This window comes from Bacillus sp. S14(2024) (genome assembly GCF_050473785.1).
In the GTDB taxonomy this organism is placed as follows: domain Bacteria; phylum Bacillota; class Bacilli; order Bacillales; family Bacillaceae_G; genus Bacillus_A; species Bacillus_A yunxiaonensis.
The window spans coordinates 2,734,421-2,755,734 of the sequence record NZ_JBFLUP010000006.1 but is presented as its reverse complement, the minus strand read 5'-3'; the positions used below and the strand labels follow the sequence as shown (position 1 = coordinate 2,755,734).

At 34.9% G+C, this 21,314-nt stretch carries 16 protein-coding genes, 1 pseudogene and 1 other annotated feature; of the genes and pseudogenes, 14 read left to right on the top strand and 3 right to left on the bottom strand.

Translation table 11 applies throughout. The annotated features are described in order from the left end of the window. Positions 1–122: 122 nt before the first annotated feature. Positions 123–326: a hypothetical protein gene (locus AB1279_RS14235; protein WP_429759435.1), complete on the bottom strand. Its 204-nt coding sequence runs from the start codon at positions 324–326 to the stop codon at positions 123–125. Between the two features lie 228 nt (positions 327–554). Beyond that, positions 555–1,058, bottom strand: a complete 504-nt coding sequence (locus tag AB1279_RS14230; protein WP_429759434.1) for a GNAT family N-acetyltransferase — start codon at positions 1,056–1,058, stop codon at positions 555–557. 413 nt (positions 1,059–1,471) lie between these two features. Here AB1279_RS14230 and AB1279_RS14225 point away from each other — a divergent pair, with 413 nt between their 5' ends. From AB1279_RS14225 to argS, 13 genes and pseudogenes are all read left to right on the top strand, one after another. Further along, positions 1,472–2,539 (top strand): Wadjet anti-phage system protein JetD domain-containing protein, encoded by a 1,068-nt coding sequence (locus tag AB1279_RS14225; protein ID WP_429759433.1) that lies wholly within the window; start codon positions 1,472–1,474, stop codon positions 2,537–2,539. Positions 2,540–2,542: 3 nt separating this feature from the next. Next, positions 2,543–4,048, top strand: a complete 1,506-nt coding sequence (locus AB1279_RS14220; protein WP_429759432.1) for a hypothetical protein — start codon at positions 2,543–2,545, stop codon at positions 4,046–4,048. After that, on the top strand, positions 4,041–4,781 hold the full coding sequence (locus tag AB1279_RS14215) for a DUF6063 family protein (protein WP_429759431.1): 741 nt from the start codon (positions 4,041–4,043) through the stop codon (positions 4,779–4,781). Before AB1279_RS14220 ends, AB1279_RS14215 begins: the two co-directional genes overlap by 8 nt. 3 nt (positions 4,782–4,784) lie before the next feature. Beyond that, on the top strand, positions 4,785–9,341 hold the full coding sequence (locus AB1279_RS14210; RefSeq protein ID WP_429759430.1) for a hypothetical protein: 4,557 nt from the start codon (positions 4,785–4,787) through the stop codon (positions 9,339–9,341). Positions 9,342–9,812: 471 nt separating this feature from the next. After that, positions 9,813–10,739 carry an HNH endonuclease gene (locus tag AB1279_RS14205; protein ID WP_429759428.1) on the top strand — a complete coding sequence of 309 codons (927 nt, stop codon included), beginning with the start codon at positions 9,813–9,815 and terminating at the stop codon, positions 10,737–10,739. Between the two features lie 131 nt (positions 10,740–10,870). Further along, complete coding sequence (locus tag AB1279_RS14200) at positions 10,871–12,067, top strand: PD-(D/E)XK nuclease family protein (protein WP_429759426.1); 1,197 nt, start codon at positions 10,871–10,873, stop codon at positions 12,065–12,067. A 626-nt stretch (positions 12,068–12,693) separates the two neighbouring features. After that, a complete protein-coding gene (locus AB1279_RS14195; protein ID WP_429759424.1) occupies positions 12,694–12,936 on the top strand; it encodes a hypothetical protein in 243 nt (80 codons plus the stop codon). Positions 12,937–13,236: 300 nt separating this feature from the next. Beyond that, a pseudogene (locus AB1279_RS14190) lies at positions 13,237–13,554 on the top strand (single-stranded DNA-binding protein); the annotation flags it as partial. A gap of 63 nt (positions 13,555–13,617) precedes the next feature. Then, positions 13,618–14,745, top strand: a complete 1,128-nt coding sequence (locus tag AB1279_RS14185) for a conserved virulence factor C family protein (protein ID WP_429759422.1) — start codon at positions 13,618–13,620, stop codon at positions 14,743–14,745. Between the two features lie 5 nt (positions 14,746–14,750). Continuing rightward, on the top strand, positions 14,751–15,134 hold the full coding sequence (locus AB1279_RS14180; RefSeq protein ID WP_429750197.1) for a thiol-disulfide oxidoreductase DCC family protein: 384 nt from the start codon (positions 14,751–14,753) through the stop codon (positions 15,132–15,134). A gap of 84 nt (positions 15,135–15,218) precedes the next feature. Continuing rightward, on the top strand, positions 15,219–15,653 hold the full coding sequence (locus AB1279_RS14175) for a BrxA/BrxB family bacilliredoxin (protein ID WP_336480385.1): 435 nt from the start codon (positions 15,219–15,221) through the stop codon (positions 15,651–15,653). 45 nt (positions 15,654–15,698) lie between these two features. After that, positions 15,699–16,475, top strand: coding sequence for a class I SAM-dependent methyltransferase (locus tag AB1279_RS14170; protein ID WP_429759421.1), 777 nt, complete (start codon positions 15,699–15,701; stop codon positions 16,473–16,475). A gap of 40 nt (positions 16,476–16,515) precedes the next feature. Continuing rightward, positions 16,516–16,733 (top strand) — a binding site (T-box leader). Positions 16,734–16,781: 48 nt separating this feature from the next. Continuing rightward, entirely contained in the window at positions 16,782–18,470 is a 1,689-nt protein-coding gene (argS, locus tag AB1279_RS14165) for an arginine--tRNA ligase (protein WP_429759420.1), read from the top strand. A 163-nt stretch (positions 18,471–18,633) separates the two neighbouring features. Here argS and AB1279_RS14160 read toward each other — a convergent pair whose 3' ends face one another. Continuing rightward, positions 18,634–19,323, bottom strand: coding sequence for a YjjG family noncanonical pyrimidine nucleotidase (locus AB1279_RS14160; RefSeq protein WP_336480414.1), 690 nt, complete (start codon positions 19,321–19,323; stop codon positions 18,634–18,636). Between the two features lie 357 nt (positions 19,324–19,680). On the opposite strand from AB1279_RS14160, the gene AB1279_RS14155 reads away from it, so the two are divergent. Continuing rightward, positions 19,681–21,270, top strand: coding sequence for a PucR family transcriptional regulator (locus AB1279_RS14155; protein WP_429759419.1), 1,590 nt, complete (start codon positions 19,681–19,683; stop codon positions 21,268–21,270). The last annotated feature ends 44 nt before the right edge of the window (positions 21,271–21,314 follow it).

Below are 21,314 nucleotides of genomic sequence, written 5' to 3'. Positions count from 1 at the left end.
GATTCGACTAACGAATCTCTTTTTTATTTTTTCGATATGCTTATATTTATGATTTGTCTTAATACAAGCAAAATTCAATATTTTTTAGGGAAACTAAAAAGTCTGTTTTTTGCGAATTAATTTTACTCCATTGATTTATTATCTAATCTATAAAAAATAATTTTGTCATCAAAAGATAACCAAAATTCCATGGATATACCTCTTTTTTTATCTACATAACCAATAATATTAGTTCCTTGTTCCGTACGAAAATAATAGTTATTTCCATAAGCTTGTATAATCTCTTTCTTTTTATCACCAATTTTTATTCCTTTTGCCGTTTTCAATTAAAACGCCCAATTGTTGAAAATCGTCGTTTAAATCTTATTCAAGATAAGCCCCCGATTAGTGCAATAATATTTTTTGTTACTGCTTCAGCTGGAGTAAATGCTTCGGTTATAGTTTGTCACTATTTGGGTTATAAATCAGTCCTTTTATCTTTATCTTTATCTGGATTCTCCCCTAAATTAATGACCTTTTCTCCTTTTCCATAGTTTCGAATTAGGTCGGGATCTCTAAAGATCGCGTACGTTCCAAACAATCTCACCGCGCTCGTCCCACGTACTGTGATGCCGCTCAAATCCTATCTTTTCTAGCACCCGGAAGGACGCAACATTCCAAGCGCGTACAGTCGACCAAAGTCTGTGGCGCCCGGTAGCAATCGCAGCGTCCAGCACAACGGATGCTGCCTCAGTCGCATAGCCTTTACGATGAACACTGCGGAACAACTCGTATGCGATCTCCGGCTCTTCAAGTGTGGAACGACCGATAATCAAGCCACAGTATCCGATGAAATCGCCTTCGTCTCGTCGGCGAATAGTGAGAAGGGAGATGCCATTTTCGACTGCTCTCTTGCGCATCTCGATAAGCTGGCTACGAACGGCGTCAAGGGTTGGCATGTCCACACCACGTTCGCCAATTAATTTTCTCATCCAGACTGAATCGGATTCCTCCCACATACTCAGGTCAAGTCGTTCAGTTTTCAGCTGGAACGCCATAGCTTTAAATAAAGCTGTCATAGTGGAAACCTCCTAGTTATGTCACTGCACTCATAATAGCTTCGCACCTCATCACCTACATCAGGTTGGAAACCCGGTTGATTTGTGAATCTATTTTCCAACTCTCGCGAGAGTTTATAGCAACAGTATACAAAAAATTAGTGTTATTTTATGCATAAGCAATTACCCTACAAAATAGACTTTTTTATCAAACTTTTTTACTAATTATCAATCTTTATTATAAATTATCAAACTTTATTTTAAATCTACACCTGCTTTACATTACAAAGGTTTCTTTAATGAGGTACCTTAAGTGTAAAATTACTCTTAACAGGTATCCAAATCCATTAGAGACTAAATAGTAAGGAAAAAGGATGGGTTATATCTCCTATATGATGGGAAACCTATCGACAATACTAGTGTAGGAGGATGTCATGTATTCGAGATTGCTGGGAATTATTGTCGAGATAGCAAAGAAAAAAGAGAACAAAACAAAGTGTTCTGCAAAGGATGTAGAAAAGGCGTTACAGAATTGTTTTTATAATCGACAAGAATATATAAATGCCGGGGGATACAATGCTTTTTGTCAAGCCATGATGAAACTTGAAGAAGAAGGCTGGCTTCAACCTATTAAAGCTTCTCCTATGAATCACTTGGTTCCTCCCTTGTATGAATATTATTGGATAGCGGGCACAAAAGAAAAGGAAAGTTATTTTTGGGAAGACTCCATCATCTTGATGTTGAAGGATGAATTGGATATACATCATTATCTGTCTCTTCCACACCTTCAAACAAAAGAAAATTTGGAAAAAGTAATGGCAGTTTATCGTTTCATGAAAACAAAAGATGAACATAACTGGCTAAAAAGGGAAGAGCGTTCCTTAATGTTGTTTGGGGATGAAAAGTTTCTTGGTTCTAATAATGGAAAGTCCTTCTTGAGTCGGTTGAATCTTAATCCACATGATTTGAAGATTGAGCCCAAAAAAGAGAAATTCAGGTATGCGATGAGGGCGGATTTTGCTATGAAATCTAATGTTAATGTGTTGATTATTGAAGGAGAAGCTACATTTGAAACCTTTGAGCATCTTCTAAATGTTAATCCTTCTAAATGGTTTTTTGGTACATGCCCGGACTTATTAATTTATGGTCAAGGGAGTGGGATACTTTCTAGATTTTCATTCATTAAAAGCTTTATTTCCGATAAAATAGCAACCATTCGGTACTCTGGGGACATTGATCCGTCTGGATTGAACATCTTCTATACATTGGTCACCCGATTTCCACAATACGAGATCCAATTGGCAGAAGAGCTATATGACTTTATGTTGTCGCAAGAGAAAACGTATCCTATAAGAACCCAACAAGTCATAAGCGAATCGACACAATTGCACTTTCAATCCTATTTCCCATGTCTATATAAGAGGATTGAAACTTTGTTTGTTAATAAACAACGAATACCGCAAGAAATTGTGAATTTTGACACTATTGCTTTGGGAGGTTGAATGATGATGGATTACCATGACATCGGAAGCCGTGTGAAACGGCTCAATCCTATATGGGCATTGGGGACAGGAATGGATGTCGGGGAATTATCCCCCTACATTCGGACCGTTTGTTTAAATATCTTGCTGGAAATCTTTCAACGTGAAGTAAGAGATGATACCAGAAGGACCATTTCGGACATGGAATCTATTACGGATGCGGTCATTCGAAATTTGAAACTCAAAACCACCAAAGAACGAAACGAACGAATTGTTGAAGGACTCATATGGAGTGGTGACCCTCGGTATCTCAGCTCCTTTAAAGCTCCTTTCTTCAATGAAGAGACGGGACAATGGGAAGAACACATTTTTCGGTATCTCGAAGAGGAAGAAGGAAGTTCTATCCCGGAAGAACAAATCTATGTCTATAAATTAACCGAAGATTCCTATGAAATGATTTTTATGAGCCATGAGATTTTGGATGAGTTGGATATCGACATTCAATCCTGGGTTGCTTTGCAGCTCATCAAAAGCGGTAACTACCGTGATGCTCTTGATAGGTTACAGAGACTGATTATCCGAGTTCGAAAGCTTACGAAAAAAGAAGAAAGACTAGGGATTGAGATTAAAAGAAATCCAAAAAATATCAATAAATATAATCAAATTATCGGAAAAGATCATAGAAGGAACGTGGATAACCAGTTTGCTGAGGAGAAAGAGCGATACATGGAGATGGAGAAAATTTTGAGTAAGATTATCGATGCCCCTGAGCTGGAGGATGAAATTTCAACACTTCTTGATAGAATCAATGAAACTAGAGAATTGCATGATACGCTTGCTCAATTGGTTATTGAAAATGTAAAAACCATCATCGTTATCCGAAAGAATTACTATCATCATTTATGGAAAAAACCTCGAACTTCCTTTAAAGAAAGCATATGGGAGGATTTAATTCTACAAAAAGGATTTGTGAACCCGGATGATATGTTTCAAGTGCTTATAAAATTATTCTCTCCTAAAAAGCCTCTAATTTATCCATTAGATTGGTCATTGGAGCAAGTGGTGACGAAACCCATGGTGGATATAGATGCAGAGGATGACAGAAACGATGGTAGCGAAGAACTGTTGACGATTCCTTCTATTGATTGGAAGCCAACAGCGGAATTGTGGAGGCCGGTCTTTCTGCAACTTTTGAATGAAGGGATGGTGAATGCGGAGTCGATTTTTTCGGATGAGGAAACAAGATTGCAATGGCTACAAAACAAACATGCGGTTGAATTGTGGAATCAATTTGTCAATAGCACTTTGCTCGTATCGAAACAGGATTTATTGAATTCAAGCGACCAAAGGATACGGTTGCTTAAAGAGTTGATTCATATAGATAAACGATTTGAAGAATTGCTGAATATCCCAATTTTCACGGAATTCATAGAAGGGGACTATGTTCAATTTAAATTAAAGGATACAAGAGGATTGATAATGACTAATTATCGTATCCTCTTAAAGGGAGGAGTGCCGAATCATGCTTGATATGGATAGTGTTGAATCTGCAAACAGAATTTACCGGGCTTTACTGGAAAAACGAGCACTTAAAGATGAAGATACCTTGGTAGCAATGTACAAAAACGATGAATCCACTCGTCAAATGCTAAAGAATCGTTGCAAAGTTGAAGGTACCGAGATTTTACTGGGGAAAATGTACCTTCATTTAGTTGTAAAAGGTAATTCTTTGTATTCTTCCAATTTTTCTCAGTTTAGAGAAAAATATTACGTTTTGGAGAACCGCCGTTACTTATATTTGGTTGGATTGTTGCATTTGTTGTTTTTTTCAGAAGCGAACACTGATGCTCCAAATCCAGAATGGCTTCAAAATGGGATTTCTTATTACAAATTGATCGATGAAGCAGATAAGGTATTTAGCCAATTGTATGAGCGTCAATTATCGAGTAAGGGTGAATTCTCGAAAAAATTCTCCATTGCGATTGATGATGTTTACCAATTGTGGAAGAATCTTAACATTGATTATCCTAATCGGCAGAGGGTTACTTCAAATAAAAAAACTAAATTTGGTCTGGTTCATACGGCAATGAAGATTTTAGAAGAAGAAGGGCTCGTATTCATCAAGATTGTTAAGAGCAGTGCAGAAGCTGTACCTACCTGGATTCTATTAGAACGATTGGATCTGCAATATGGTACTAATGTGAAATTTCAGGAAATTAAGAATCTCATCAATAACATTAAGGACGACAGGAAGGAGGAATAAGGCATGGATACTTTAATCAGACGAGGAAGAATCGTTGGTTTGAAATATGCCAAAATGAAAAAACAATATCGGAACACGGTGTTTCCTTTTCATCAGGAGGGAATCCCGGTTCATGTTTTAATTACGTTAGTCAATATGGGAGGGAAAGGGGTTTTGTTGCAAGCTTTTTTTCAATTGATTGAACCCTTGATAAGGTGGGGGAAGGAAGAAAAGATGGTGGACAGCTTCTTCTTTAAAGAAAAGAAGATGTTTTCTCCCTATACCTTTCACGTCCTCATTGAATGGGCAGTAGGAAAGGAACCTCATACAAAAATCACCACCGGCATTGCAATCACAGCCAATCCAAAAAGAAGCCATAAAGTAGGCAGTGAATCTCCCATTGACCCAGAGTATCTCCTATATATAGTAGAACAGACGGAAGATGCCCCGTTTGACATTGCTAGTATTCCATTGTGGAATGAAGAGACACAAACTTCCCTTTCTATGGAGGATTTAAAAAAATACTTAAAGCGACACGAAGCTTATGTTTCAACTTATACAAAAAACCAAAGAAGAGAGTATTTTAACGAACTGAAGAAGTACGGTATCGATCCTCATGAATGGCGGGTATTAAAAAGTATCAATAAAGATGAAGGAGATGTCTCTGCTTATTTTGGAAGGGCAGATGATAACCACACACTGTCCTCCAAAGTCATCATACCAGGTCTAGATAAACAAATCGAACCGGAATACAAGAAAAGTTACCGAGAATCGAAGAGCCTGTCAGAAACCTTTAAAGAAGTTGCCATTACCAATCAGGAGATGCCCAATCTTATAGAAAGGGAGTATACCTACAAAATTTTGATAGATGAATTGAGTCCAGTGATTACATTCTTAAAGAATTGTGCTGTGTTGGAACAAGAACTCTTAGAGCATCGTAAAAAAGGATACATCATAAAAGAATACATGAAAGCCAAGCTGAATAGTAAGATTGTAGAGGACAAAGATATAACTAAGAAATTAGCGGATATTGTCCAAAAACTTGAGCGTTTGAAATGGGAGTCAAGCAATCTACAATACGCAAAAGCCTTTCGTAATGTGACGGGTTTAAATGACCAGATTGATTCATTGAGGGAGAAACAATCTACCTTTAAGGAGATGCTTGAGAAAGAAGTGAAATTGGCAAAAGTAAATCGTGTTAATCTAAGGCTTGTAGAACGAGCTAAGCTTAGGAATGAATCGGAGCAAAAAATAAAGCAATACAATAGGTTGAAGGAAATGTTGAAACTGGATGACTTGGAAGGCGAAATGAAAAAGCTCAAAGAAAAATTAAAGAACGTGTGGGATGAAATATATGTCAGTTGGAAGGGGATACGCAAGCAACATTCTCTGTTCATTGGTCAATGTGAAAAGAACCTTTCTATTAATCGTGAAAAGTTGTGCGAACACAATGAAATTATTGCTCAAATAGGAGATAACATTATTGGTCTTAGAATTCGTTTATCTATACACCAAACACAAAAAGCAAAACTTCAGGCGGCATATGGAGAAATAATAACAGATGATCCCGAGAATTTTAATAATATTTACGAGTTTAAGTTGAAGTCAATTGAAGAAGAAGCGAAAAAAATTAAAGAAGAACAGCTTCAAATAAGGAAAGAGCAAGAAAGTCTATTGACCCAAAAAGTAGAAAAACTTTCTCAAATCTGTTCCTTTGAAGAGAAAAAGGCAGAAATAAAAGAAAAACTAGATATTAGGTTATGTGAAGAGTCGAAAATGATGGATAAGATTTCAAATACCATTAAAGAGAGAATCGATACTTATTCAAAAGAGGCTATTTTATCAGCGATTAAAAAGTTGGAAAAGGAATTTTCTTTAATACAGATTTCCATTGATTCTAAAATAAAAGAGCGTTGGATACTTGAATCTCAATACGACATATTGAAAAACTCAAATTATTGGATTCCGAATAAAGATGTCCTAGAAGTTAAAAATGAGATTGCTTCACAAGGAATTGCTTGTGAGCTGGGTATGGAAATTCTCTATCAAATGATAGAAAATGTCGGTGAAGATGTTGCGAGGAAAGAGATAGAGAAAAGCCCTTTGTTTCCTTACGGAGTCGTTGTATCCTCAGAGGATGTAGAGGACATTGATCTATCATTTTTGGAAAGAAAATTTCAACAGTCGCCTGTACCAATCTTTATTCGTGAACATATGCAAAAAAGCCACACTTCTAAACAAGATAATGAACGTCTTTATCCTACGCAAAATGGTATGTTTATCACTATAGATGCTTGGCTTCACCAGGCTTTAGATTTATATGCATTTGAACAGAAAAAGAAAGAAATGGATAGGAAGGGAGACGACTTTGAATTTCTAATTGACCAAGAAAAGGGTCATCTTCAAAAAATACAGAAACTGCTTCATTTCTGCGAATCCTTCGTGGAAGAACCCGATTCCTCAGCACTTTGTCATAAAAAAGCTGAGATTGAGAAGGATTTACATACATTTCATGAGTTGATGTCGGCCATTGAAGAACAACTCTCAGTCATAGCTATTCAATCAAAGGTATACGAAGATCGTTTATCCGAAATTGACCTTGAAACGCATGAGTACAAGAGAAAGATTGAAGAGGTCAAACAGTGGATGTCGGAGGAGGAGGAGCACAAGCGGATATCTCTTGAGTTAGAAGGATTTATTAAGGACCGCGATAAAGAAATAGAGAAAAAAGAAGTGCTGGAACGCATTATTAAGAATAAAGAAAAGGAGCTAAAATCTTATCGTGAAACGTACCAAGATTGGAAGCGAGATGCAAAAGAACAGTATAAAAGGCTGACGACCATTTTTGATTGGGTGAGAGATCCTTTGGAGCAACCACTGCAATATTCACAAGTATCGGACAAGGTAGAGGCACCTGTTTACTCTGCAGAAGGAATTGATCAGCTTAAGAACTATCTCTTTGAACACAGTAGCCAGAAAAATTCGATTGAGGTCAAAAATTTAGAATTGACAAAGCTCTCTTTTGAAATAGATTCTCTATCAGAAAAGATTACAGACGTTCAAACCGAATTATTTGAATTGAATCCGAATTGGGAGTCTCTTCAGGTTCCGAGTAGTTCTAAGAATATCATTGTTCAGTATATCCAGACTCATGAGGATAACGCAGAAGATTACCAAAAGAAAATCAACATTTTGAACGAGGAGACATTAAGACTTAGTGGTTCCCTAGATAGGGATAAAGTGATGCTAGAAGCTGAAAAGAAACGAGTAGAGAAACTGGAACTCGGAGAGCCTGATTCATGGATGAATGTGGATTTAGTAGAAAAAGAGAAGGAAATTAAAAGGAATCGCCAACAATTGAATGCCCAAAAACAGGAAGTGGATTTACATCATGAAAAAATTTTAAATGTCATTCAGTCCCTGACTAACAACATTGCACAATTAGATAGTTCGGACATATTGGAGACAAAATTTGGAGATTTTGCCGATATTGACTGGCTTCAGGGTATCAAGGGGAATTTTGAACAAAAGACAGCTTCGTGGACAGGAGAATACTTCTCATATATGAACAAACTGAAGGAATCGGGTGCTCATTTTAAGGCCCTTTACGAGGGATATCGAAGCTCTGTTGGGAAATCAAAGGATCTCGATAAGGATGTTGTGGCAAGTGTAGAAGCTTACTTTGAGGATATTATTACCCAAGAATATAGTCTCATGTATGAAGGAGTCCGAAGTGTTCTTGTTTCTTTCGAAGAGGAACTTCAGAGAATCAGCGAAGACAAGATTCAGGGATTAAAAGTTATAAAACAATGGACAGACCGAGCTACCTACAGGGTAAATCTCATTGTAAAAAAGATGAAGCAGATGGTCTCAAGGATGAAGATTAAGAACCACAATGACTACATATTCCCGCTAGTAAAGTATGCCAACAATTATCAGTTCAATGAAAACCTCGATTATTACAATACTGTCTTGACCGAGTTTTTTATCAAGATTCTTGCGCAATTAAAACAAGAAGAGAAAGACATTCAAGATATCCCACTTTATGAAATCGACAAGATGATTGATATCAGCATCTTAGTATTGAAAGTATTAGGTAATCAGTATCCTACGCTTGAGATATATAATCCCGGAGGTGATAACCATCTCCTTTACGGAAAACCAAACGATTCTCTTTATTCAGATTGGGAGACCATCATGAAAGGGGATTATGCGGAAGCTTCGGGTAGTGGGGGACAAAAACTGATGACCCAAATGATAATTATGGCGATGCTTATGAAGAGCAATAAAAAAGGATGGTCGGTCTTAATTTCGGATAATCCATTTAGTAAGATGGTCTCAGAGCACGTCATTGCACCTATATTTGCTCTTTGTGAACTGTTAAAGATACAATGGGTGGTCGTCTCCCCTCCAGAATTGACATCAACAGTAGAATTGACGAAGAGATTCCCAATTATTCATCGTCTCTCTTTCACAAAGGAGAAGGGAAAAGACATTATAGACCATGCTATCCAAATGAACTCTCGTATTTACATCGATAAGGAGAATATCCTAAATGAACAGAAAGTATCTTCTGAATAACATAGAAGTTAGAATTTTTGAAATTGATTAAAGAAGGGAGGGGGAAAGGAAACATTCTAATTCGTTGTTTTTATATTATCAGTATCTATAAAAAAAATTAATAAAAAACAGTGCTATTTAAAATTAGCACTGTTTTTTATAAGATATATCCTATTGTTTCTAATGAATATTACTATAGTGAATATTGCACGTTAAATAATATTGCTACATTATTAAAAATTAAAGTAGCGTGTTTATTTTGAAACATGTGATTTGATACATATATCATTAAAAATGTACTTTGTTTTTTGTATCTTTTTTGCTTTTGTAATTAATTTGTTGGTTTGAAGAACGGCTACATATAGCTGGTAACTTTTTTTATTAATCGTTAGGGTATCGTAGGGAAAGGGTAACTTTTGCCTTCGATAGATAATTTAATTACAGCATAGTATAATTTAAATATATACAATGTATGATATGGAGGATACTAGAATGTTAGTACCTAACGAAAATCAATACGATGCTCTTAAATTTGCTGCTGTTCTTTTAGAGACACAATTAGAAAACAATGAAATTAAGTTAGGAAACTTTGTATTAACTGGAAAGAAAGGAATTAAGAGTACAGTTCAATATAATAAACAAGATTTCCAGATATTAAGGAGAAGTCACGAATATACATTTCCTTTATTAGATGGAGAACTAGAGTTATCATTGCAACTTTATGAGAATACGAGTTCTCATTATAGATTATTTTGTTACAGCAAGTGTAATAATATTTCGGGTATGCTTTTTTCAATTAATTTAACTACAGAAAAGGACGCTAAAGGTTCTATATTCTTAACACAAAAAATTAAATTCTCAGATCGGCTATCAGGAAATGAAGAATATAAAAAACAGTTCCGACGAATGAAGCAAAGGGTATTTGTTAACATGTTACGTAAATTAAACTTCGAAGTAACCGATACGAACGATTTATTGCTTGGTATTTTTGATACAAAGCGTTGTTGTTTTTTGAATACTACAAGTGCTAAATTCTTAGAGGACTTTATATTGGTATCAATGTTAAAGGGGCATTTCATGGGGAATAAGGGGTATGAATTAGAAATTATGCCTTCTTATAATAATGTTACTGACATGTTTAACTCATACGATAAAAAGATAGAGGTTAATCTTCTTCCTCATAAAGTCAGTGCAGCACAAAAAAGTCGCAATATTAGCTTAAGTTTAAGATATAAAGTGTTGGACAGGGATAATGGCAAGTGTAAATTATGTGGTAGAACTCCTAGTGATGGAGTGAAATTACATGTTGACCATATCATTCCATATTCTTTAGGAGGACTGACGATTTTAGATAACTTACAAACTTTATGTGATGACTGCAATATTGGGAAAAGTAATAAATCTACTAAAAAATTTTAAACTTATTGGGGTCCCGACTCGCGCCCAGCAAGCTAAGCTTATATTAGTTTAATTTCACGTGAGATTTTTTCATTTCCCTAAAGAACTATTGTAATTCATAAACTAATTTAATAATATGTAGGTGAAAAAAGATGACCGAACAAAAAGAGGAATTAGAGCGATTTTTAATGGACATTGAAGTATTGGATCAATTAGAGTCTAGATTCAATAAATTTAATGTTTTTGAAATGTTAGGCATTGTAAATACAGAAATTCGTCACAGTAATGTATTAGCATGGCTTTTAAATCCAAATGAAACGCATGGATTAGGTGATGTATATATAAAAAAGTTTATACAATCTATATTTCATACATATAAAGAGGCATTGCTACATTTAAACATTTCATTAATAGATATATCTTTGATGGATTATCATGATTTTGTAGTACGTCGTGAGTGGCGGAATATTGATGTATTGGCAGTTTCATCCCTTCATAACTTTGTCTTGGTAATTGAAAACAAAATTTGGAGTAAGGAATCGAAACATCAGCTCAATAAGTATTTGGAAATCGTCAACGAAGAATATCCTAATCACGAAAAGTTACTTTTATTTTTAACTCCAAATGGTGATACGCCTAGTGATGAATTGAATTGGTTAAGTATAAGTTATGAGATAGTTCTCAATACCTTAGAAAAGTCAGTTAGTTTAAAAAATGATGTTTTATCGGTTGAAACTAAACACTTTTTACAACAATATAAAGAAATATTACGGAGGTATATTGTGGGGGATAAAGAATTAGAAAAAATATGTAGAGAAATCTATTTTAAGCATCAGAAAGCGTTAGATTTAATTTTTGAGTACAAACCGGACATATATTCCGATTTATCGGAGTATATCCAAGAAATCTTAATGAATCATGCTGATGTAATAATGGATGTATCAAGTAAGCAGTATATACGTTTCACAACTAAAGGTTTGGATCATGTAATTCCTATTGAAGGAAATGGTTGGACAAACACAAAAAGAATTTTATTATTTGAATTTCAATTAAAAAACGATAAGTTAGTACTTAAATTGATTATTGGTCCAGGAGAACAGGAAATTAGACGAGCAATTTTTGAGGCTTGTAATCAAAAAAAAGAGATTTTTAAGAAGCAGCTGAATAACTTAACAGGACAGTATACCCAAGTATATGTTAAAGAAATTCTTCCTAAAAGTTTTACTGAAGATCAAGATTTAGATGATATCAAGAACAAAATTCAAACTCAAGTAAATAAATTCTTGAATGGAGATTTAACTGAAATAGAAAAACATATAAAGAGCACTTTAAAATTACAGCTAAATTAGGGATTATAAATATAAAAAATTTCTCTAGTATACTTCTTTGTTGGTATGTATATTTAATTTGGAAAAACCATTCATGCGGCAGAAACCAAGAATGGTTTTTTCATTATACTAGAAATAGGAATTAAGACTACTCCTAAATAGACCTTAAATAAAATTACAAAAGATATTAAATCTCCTTAAGTACATAAATACTTGGAGGAGATTATCTCATCATTAATTGAATATTAAAATGTGGGGACAATTTGACGCTTACCTTTATATTGTTAATAATGAACCAGTATTGCTAATTTTTATTTCTTAATATACAATTAAACCATAATTATTAGTTTATTGTTTACCTTGTTTCCTGTTTTATTTTCCCTTCTAGGAAGTCACTAATACTTCAAATCTAGAATAAATAAAACAGTTGAGTGTTGAGATGATGAAATAAGAGATATATTCGTTATATCCCATTCATCAACTGTAAAAAAGGGCTTTTCCTGAGCCGAACATCAAAAAGAGATATTTTCTATCCTTTTTTGAATGCTTCGACTTGAGAAAAGCCCTTTTTGTGTTGTCTCAAGGTTCGTGAACTATGTAAATAAGAAGCTAATAATATCCAATATTATTAGAAAGAGGGATTTGAAATGAAGATTAAAACAAGAGGAAATTCACAAAACACAAAACGTGATTTTACTGAACGAAGAGAAAGATTGGTAAAGAAAGCAAAAATGGATTGTACTAAGAATCCAAATACGGATTCTTCTAAAAATCTTATTTTTGACCAGGAACATACAACAATTGCATCTATTCCTGTTGTAAATGGTTTAACCAAAGAAGTTCATTTGTCTAATACCGTGATACTATCCAGCGTCATTAAAGCAATTTGAATATTTTTCTTAGGGAGTGAGTAAGGCTATTCCTTATCTCTTTCTTCTTAAACTAAAGGGTAGCTTTACTTCAATAAGAGCCGTCGAAAGACGTTTTTTTATTTTAGCTTTGACTTAACCTTTCAGTTTAAGAATGTCCAAAATTTTATCAAAAGCCATGAATTTTCTCCCTTTTTACTTGATGAAATAGTCTGAGGTTAATTTGTTTTTTGTCCAATTATAAAAAAGCGGAATTCACTTTACAAAAGGCTATTTATCAGGATTTGATAGAATCTATACAAAAATGCCGCTTACCATAAGGTTGGTAGATTAACAAAAGATCCAGAATTATATTATACAAAGCAAGGGATTGCTTATGCGCGTCTTTGTGTGGCAGTAAATAGAGGGTTTCGTAACAGTTTAGGAGAGCAGCAAGCGGATTTCATTAACTGCATGATTTGGCGGAAATCGGCGGAAAATGTAACGATATACTGCAAAAAAGGAGCACTTGTTGGTATAACCGGACATATTCATACGAGTCAATATAATAATGAGAGCGGAAAAAGAATATATAAGACAGAAGTTGTTATTGAAAGAATTACTTTTTTAGAGAAGAAAAAAGAGCAAGCACCTCAGTAGGAGTCTTATTTCAGAACATGTTACAATACAGCTAAGAACAGTAATAAAGGAGAGACAATATTCGTGAAGATTAAAGGGATTGAACCGACACCAAGTCCAAATACAATGAAAGTTATTTTAAATGAAGTGTTACCATCAGGAACACGTAATAACTATACACGTACTAATATGGGAGAAGCTCCGGAAAGAGTGCAGCAAATTTTACAAATTGAAGGTATTAAAGGTGTGTATCATGTTGCGGACTTTTTAGCGATAGAGCGTAATGCAAAATATGATTGGAAACACATTTTACAGCAAGTACGTGCCGTATTTGGGGAAGAAGTAGCAACAGAAAGTGAAAAAGAAGCCAATGCGCATTTCGGGGAAGTAAAAGTATTTATTCAAATGTTCTTTACTATTCCTATGCAAGTGAAGTTAACAGATGGTACAACAGAGGAACGAGTTGGATTGCCAGATCGCTTTAAAGAAGCAATTATGAAAGTACAGATGTCTGCGCCAAATGTTGTGAAAGAACGTAAGTGGGTTGAGCAAAGTACACGCTACGGTGACTTTGAAGACATCGGGAAAGAAGTTGTGGAAGAGATTGTTGCGGCATATCCAGCTGATCGTGTAGATGCGATTGTACAAGAATTATTACAGCAAGCAGGAGCGAAAGAAGTAACGATTACAAAACGTCAGCCATATAAAGTAACAGAGGAAATGATGAATGATTCTGATTGGACAAAACGTTATGCGGCACTTGAACAAATGGATCCAACAGAAGAAGATATTCCTGTACTGAAGAAAGCGTTAGAAGATGAAAAAGTATCGATTCGCCGCTTAGCAACTGCTTATTTAGGAATGGTAAAAGGTGATGCCGTATTACCTTTACTGTATAAGGCATTATTAGATAGGTCAGTAAGTGTACGCCGTACAGCGGGTGACTGCTTATCAGATATTGGTGATCCTGCTGCTATGTTCGTCATGATCAAAGCATTAAAAGATCCAAGTAAACTTGTACGCTGGCGCGCGGCAATGTTTTTATTTGAAATTGGTGATGAAAGCGCAGTTCCGGCACTTCGTATAGCGGAGGAAGATCCAGAATTTGAGGTAGCGATGCAAGCTCGCTTAGCTCTTGAACGTATTGAAGGCGGAGAAGAAGCGAAAGGTTCTGTTTGGAAGCAAATGACGGAGTATCGAAAAGGGGAATAATAGCCATGCTTGTTTTTTATGATAGCTGGTGCCCGATGTGTACAAAGGTTGCAAATCGAACGAAAGAACTAGATAAAAAGGGGAAAATCAAATTTGTCTCTTTTCGCGAAGAAGAAATTGCTCAGAAATATTGCTTATCAGAAGAGATGCAGCAAAATATGGAGAAACAGCTATATATTTATAAAGATAGTCGTTGGTATAAAGGCATTAAAAGTGTAGATGTTTTAGCGAAAGCAATTCCTGCATACTGGGCAATTGTCCCTTTTATTAAATTATCGATTCTGTTTGGATTTGGTCATTTTTTATATGATTATATTGCAACAAAAAGAAAAATTGTCCCCGTTGGACATTGTAAAAATGGGGTTTGCGAACTTCCGAAGGAAAAATAAGAAAGTCATTATGTTTCTTTTGCGTCTATTATTAGAGCGTGATATGATAAATCTGGAATGAAAGTTGAAGGAGAGATAAGTAACATGACAAATGCATACGAAGAATACATGCGTCAAATGGTAATTCCAATGCGCCAAGAGTTAGTACGCGCGGGATTTAAAGAATTAGCAACAGCAGAAGAAGTACAAGAATACATGGAAAATACAGAAGGGACAACATTAGTTGTTGTAAACTCTGTTTGTGGTTGTGCGGCAGGTTTAGCACGCCCATCAGCTGGTCAAGCGGTTGTACGTTCTGAAAAGCAACCTGACAATCTTGTAACTGTATTTGCAGGTCAAGATAAAGAAGCAACAGCAATGATGCGCTCTTACTTTGATGATATCCCGCCATCTTCACCATCTATGGCACTATTAAAAGGTAAAGAAGTCGTTCATTTTATTCACCGTCATGAAATTGAAGGTGCAACAATGGAAGAGATTATTAATAACTTAGAACAAGCTTTTGAAAAGCATTGCTAAAAAGGGAGAGATTTTCTCCCTTTTTCTTTATAATGAGGTGACAGAATGATTGTAACGACAGCAGGGCGAACAAGTAAAGAGATGACAGCATATGCTGAAAAAATAGCGGCAGATTTACAATGTTCTTTTTTTATGAGAAATGACCGTCCTATTTATGAATTACATGAGCAATATAAACAAGATGTACTTGTTGTTGGGAAAAATCGATTAGCGATTTACCCGCAAGGAACGGAAGAATCGTTCTTTTTTCATCCAAATTCGGCAATGTTTCGTGTGAAGCGATTAATGCGCGGTGAACATGATCCATTTCTACAAGCCGCGAAGCTAGAAGAAGGGATGATGGTATTAGATTGCACACTTGGTATGGCATCTGATAGCATTGTGGCAAGTTATGCTGTAGGAGAAGCGGGACAAGTCACTGGATTAGAAGGCAACCGCTATATGGCATATTTGATTGGAAAAGGTCTTGAGCAATGGGATGCAGGTGTAACAGAAATTAACGAAGCAATGCAGCGAATTACAGTAAAGCATACGGAGCATTTATCTTTTTTGCAACAATGTGCAGATCATAGCTACGATGTAGTATATTTAGATCCGATGTTTGAAGAAACAGTATTAGAATCAGACGGTATTCGTGGTTTAAAACATTTTGCATTGTACAACGATATTACGGATGAGACAATTAAAGAGGCTAAGCGTGTAGCGCGAAAGCGGGTTGTGTTAAAAGACCATTTTCGTAGTACGCGTTTTGAAGAACATAACTTCTTTGTATATAAACGAAAAAGCTCTAAATTTCATTTTGGTGTAATTGAAACTTGCTAATTGTCAGATAATATGTATAATGGACTATAATCAATTGTATAGAAAATCTTGGATGAAGAGAGTAATTATTTTCAGAAGCGATAGCGAGCTAGGGATGGTGAAAGCCTAGTGCAGAGAAAATAATGAAGCGCACTTCGGAGATGCTGCTTGAACGGTGTAGTATAGAGTAAGCCGGGGCTCCCTAACCTCGTTATAAACGGGAAAGTGGTTCATGATGAACAACAAGGGTGGTACCACGGGTGTAAACTCGTCTCTTTTTTAGAAAAGAGGCGAGTTTTTTTATTGATAAAAAGGAGGAAGATACTGATGGAATATAAAATGAAGTTTGCACAGCATGTATTCGATGTATTAGAACCAATTTTATCATTACAACAAATTGCCGCTTTAATTGAAACACCAAAGCAAGATGAATTTGGAGATGCAGCCTTTCCTTGTTTCACATTGGCAAAACAATATAAACAAGCACCAGCAGTTATTGCGCAGGAACTAGCAGATAAATTATCTCACCCATTTTTTACAAAAGTAGAAGCGGTTGGACCATATGTAAATGTGTTCTTCGATCGCCAAACTGTAAGTAATGAAGTGTTAAATGCAATACTAGACGAAAAAGAAGAATATGGGCAGCTGCACTTTGGGCAAGAAAAAACAGTTGTAATTGATTATTCATCTCCTAATATAGCTAAGCCATTTTCGATGGGGCATTTACGTTCTACAATGATTGGAAATGCATTAAAACATATATGTGAAAAGTGTGGTTACGAAGTCGTTGGCATTAACTACGTCGGTGATTGGGGAACGCAGTTTGGGAAACTTATTACCGCTTATAAAAAATGGGGCGATGAAGAACTTGTCAAAGAAGATCCGATTCGTGAGCTATTTAAGTTATACGTACGTTTTCATGAAGAAGTAAAAGAATATCCAGAGTTAGAAGAAGAAGGACGTGCTTGGTTTAAAAAATTAGAAGATGAAAACCAAGAAGCGGTATATTTATGGAACTGGTTTCGTCATGAATCTTTAAAAGAGTTCTCTCGTATTTACGAACTGCTTGGCGTAGAATTCTCGAATTTTCAAGGCGAGGCATTTTATAATGATAAGATGGATGATCTCGTTTCGCTTCTAGAAGAACACCGTTTATTAGAAGAATCAGACGGAGCACAAGTGGTCAATTTAGAAGCAGAAGGAATGCCGCCATGTTTAATTAAAAAGTCAGATGGTGCTACTATTTATGCAACGCGTGATTTAACAGCTGCATTATATCGTCAAAACACGTATGCATTTGATAAAGCACTGTATGTCGTTGGAGAAGAACAAAGCTTGCATTTTTCACAATTTTTCACTGTATTAAAGAAATTAGGATTTGAGTGGGTAGAAGGTATGTCGCACGTTCCATTCGGACTTATTTTAAAAGATGGTAAGAAAATGTCTACTCGTAAAGGAAGAGTTGTTTTATTAGAAGAAGTGCTAGAAGAAGCAATTATGCTAGCGAAACAAAATATTGAAGAGAAAAATCCTAACTTAAAGAAGAAAGATGAAGTAGCAAAGCAAGTCGGTGTTGGCGCAATTATTTTCCACGATTTGAAAAACGAACGCATGCATAACATCGAATTTTCACTTGAAAATATGTTGAAATTTGAAGGAGAAACAGGACCATACGTACAATACACACATGCCCGTACTTGTTCGCTATTGAAAAAAAGCGATATAGATATTGAGAAACAAGAATTACAGTTAACAGATGATATAAGCTGGACAGTGATAAAATTGTTAAATCGCTTTCCGCAAGTCATTGAAACAGCTTTTGTAAAATACGAGCCATCTCAGATTGCAAAATATTTACTAGACGTGGCGCAGGCGTTTAATAAATATTATGGTAACATTCGTATTTTAGAAGAAAATGCAGAGAAAGAAAGTCGACTTGCACTCGTATATGCGGTTGAAATTGTATTAAAAGAAGGTTTACGTTTGCTTGGGATGGAAGCGCCTGAGGAGATGTAGAGGATGTGAAAGAGAAGGGAATTGAGTGTTTATCAATTTCTTTCTCTTTTTTATTTATAACATTTCAGCTAATTAGTAAACCTAGATTAATTTGATAAAATGAAAAAGGTTGTACTCAAAACGAGTTTTCAATCATTTTGAGACAACCGCTGTCTTAATAAATCTATTTTTTTAGTATATTTTTAAGCTCCATCAAATTTGAAATCTCATAAGTAGGTTTGAGTTCTAATGTATTTACAATTTTATTAGGGTTAAACCAACACGTATCTATACCAAAATTGATCCCGCCTTGTATATCAGAAGTTAAGCTATCTCCTACCATCAATACCTTGCTCTTGTCAGTATGCTGTATATTGTTTAAAGCGTGTTCAAATATTTTAGGGTCTGGCTTTGATGCCTCAACATCCTCAGAAACTACGATATCTTCAAAGTATTTTGCTATAATAGATTTTCTTATTCTATGATCTTGAACATCTTTAAGACCATTGGTAATTATAATAAGTCTATAATCTTTATGCAGACTTTCTACAAGGTCTATACTCTCATCGTATAAGAAAGATGCATAAGATAAATGTTTCATATATAATTGTGCAAATTCAACTTCATCAAATTCAGCATTTAATTTATTTGATAACCGTTTAAATCTTTCAACACTTAATTTTTTCTGAGTAATAAGTCCATCCTCAAGCTCTTTCCATATAGCTGTATTTATATCCTTGTATACTTTTAAATGATGATTTTCATCATATTCTATATTAAACGCAAGCATAGTATTTTTAAGAGCATCTTTTTCAGATTTTTTAAAATCAAATAGAGTCTCATCTGCATCAAATATTATAATCTCGTACTTCATACTAATCCTCCAAATATAGTTCGTTTTTCTAGTTATCACATACAAACTTTTTTATAAAAAAGTCTTGTCAACGTACTTATATGATGTCCTATAGCATTTTGTTACAAAATGTCATAACAAGTATAATACCAATCTAGTTTTATATAAAATACTTATTATGCTATACAACACTTTATAAATTACAATATTTATAAAGTGTTGTATATGACATATGTCATATTAGACAGGGGTTATGAGAAAACTTGAGCACGGGAAAATTACCTGTATTTAGTTTTTTGTACTTTGTGTAATTTTGAATTTTCAAATAAAATATTATTAGAATTAATGTTTCTAAACTCTAAAGAGGTGTACGATAAAATGAATACAGGGGTTAATTTATCAGTAAAGGAAATCTTAAAGCATAGGCATTTTCAAAATGCGAAAGTGATAGCAGGGAAAGCCGGCCTTTGCCGAACGGTAAAGTGGTTACATATTATGGAAATACCTCGAATTGGAAATCTCTTAAACGGAAATGAACTTATCCTTTCTACAGGAGTTGGATGGAACGGAGATAAAGAAGTTTTTCTTTCATTAATTAAAGAATTTATTGATGCGAATGCTGCGGGACTTTGTATTGAATTAGGAATGTATATGACTGACGTGCCACAAGAAATTATAGAATTAGCCGATTGTCACGATTTCCCATTAATCGTTTTCTATCATGAAGTACGGTTTGTTGATATTACACAAGATGTACATACTCTTTTATTGAAAAAACACTATCAAATGATTTCAGATTTAGAAGACTATTCCCATCAGTTAAATCGGCTGCTCCTTACATCTAACTCACAATCAAAAATCTTGCAGCTGTTACATGATTATTTAAAAATGACAGTATTGTACCGTTCAAAAGAAGGTGAAATCCAAATTATTTCTGAAAAAACGCCTGATGAACAAGAGAAAATCATTAAATTTTTAAGAGAAGATAATGTGCAAAAGGATGTAACTATTTTTTGTCAATCCATACAAGCTTTAGATCAAAAATTTGGAGACCTCTTCCTCGTTTCAGAATCTGAAATAAATGGATTTGAATCACTTATAGTAGACCGAAGTGCCATAGCATTGGCGCAAAACCTATTACGTGAGTTATATGTTGAAGAACGAAGGAAGGCTGATGAAACGGAATGGATTCAAAGATGGCTCGATGGGGCGCATAGTGAAGAGCGAATTCATAGATACATTACTGAGCTTGAGCCTAATCTCAAAGTAAACGGTTGTATTGTGTTACTCTGTAAAATCGATGACTATGACCAAAAAAGCTCGGGTTTCACTTATTTAAAAATACTCTTTCGTTCTATATTTGAACAGCAGGGTTTCCTTCTTTTAGCTACTGTAAGGAAGAATCAAATGATTTTCATATTGCTGAACAAGCGGAAAATGAGTGATTGGAAACGTAGAATCGAAGCGGGAATCGGCCATTTGCAAAAAACAGAATTAATGGAAAAATACAAGGTGGGTCAAATCCAATTTGGTGTCGGAAAATTTATAGATAAATTAAGCCATGTAAAAAAGAGCTATCACACGGCACAAGAATCATTAATCATTCAGGAGAACATGCCAAAAGGACATATGAGCTGTTTTTATGACGATTTACATATCTTTCGTTTAGTGTCGATAGTTAACGAACAAGGAGATCTGGATGATTTTATCTCCGATTATTTAGGCCCTGTACTCATTTATGACCAGCAAAATAACGGAAAACTAATGGAAACATTAAAAACTTACCTTAAGTGCAATGGCTCTAAGCAAGAAACAGCAACAAATTTATATATCGTTCGGCAGACTCTTTACCAACGACTTCAAAAATTAAATGAGCTCTTAGGTGAAGATTTTATGGATTTCCATAAACGACAAGCGATAGAATTTGCCATCACTGCCTATGAATATGTATCTACTTCTAAGTCGTAATAAAGTATGTTGAGCACTTTACGCTATGTTTTCTTTCTTTGGAC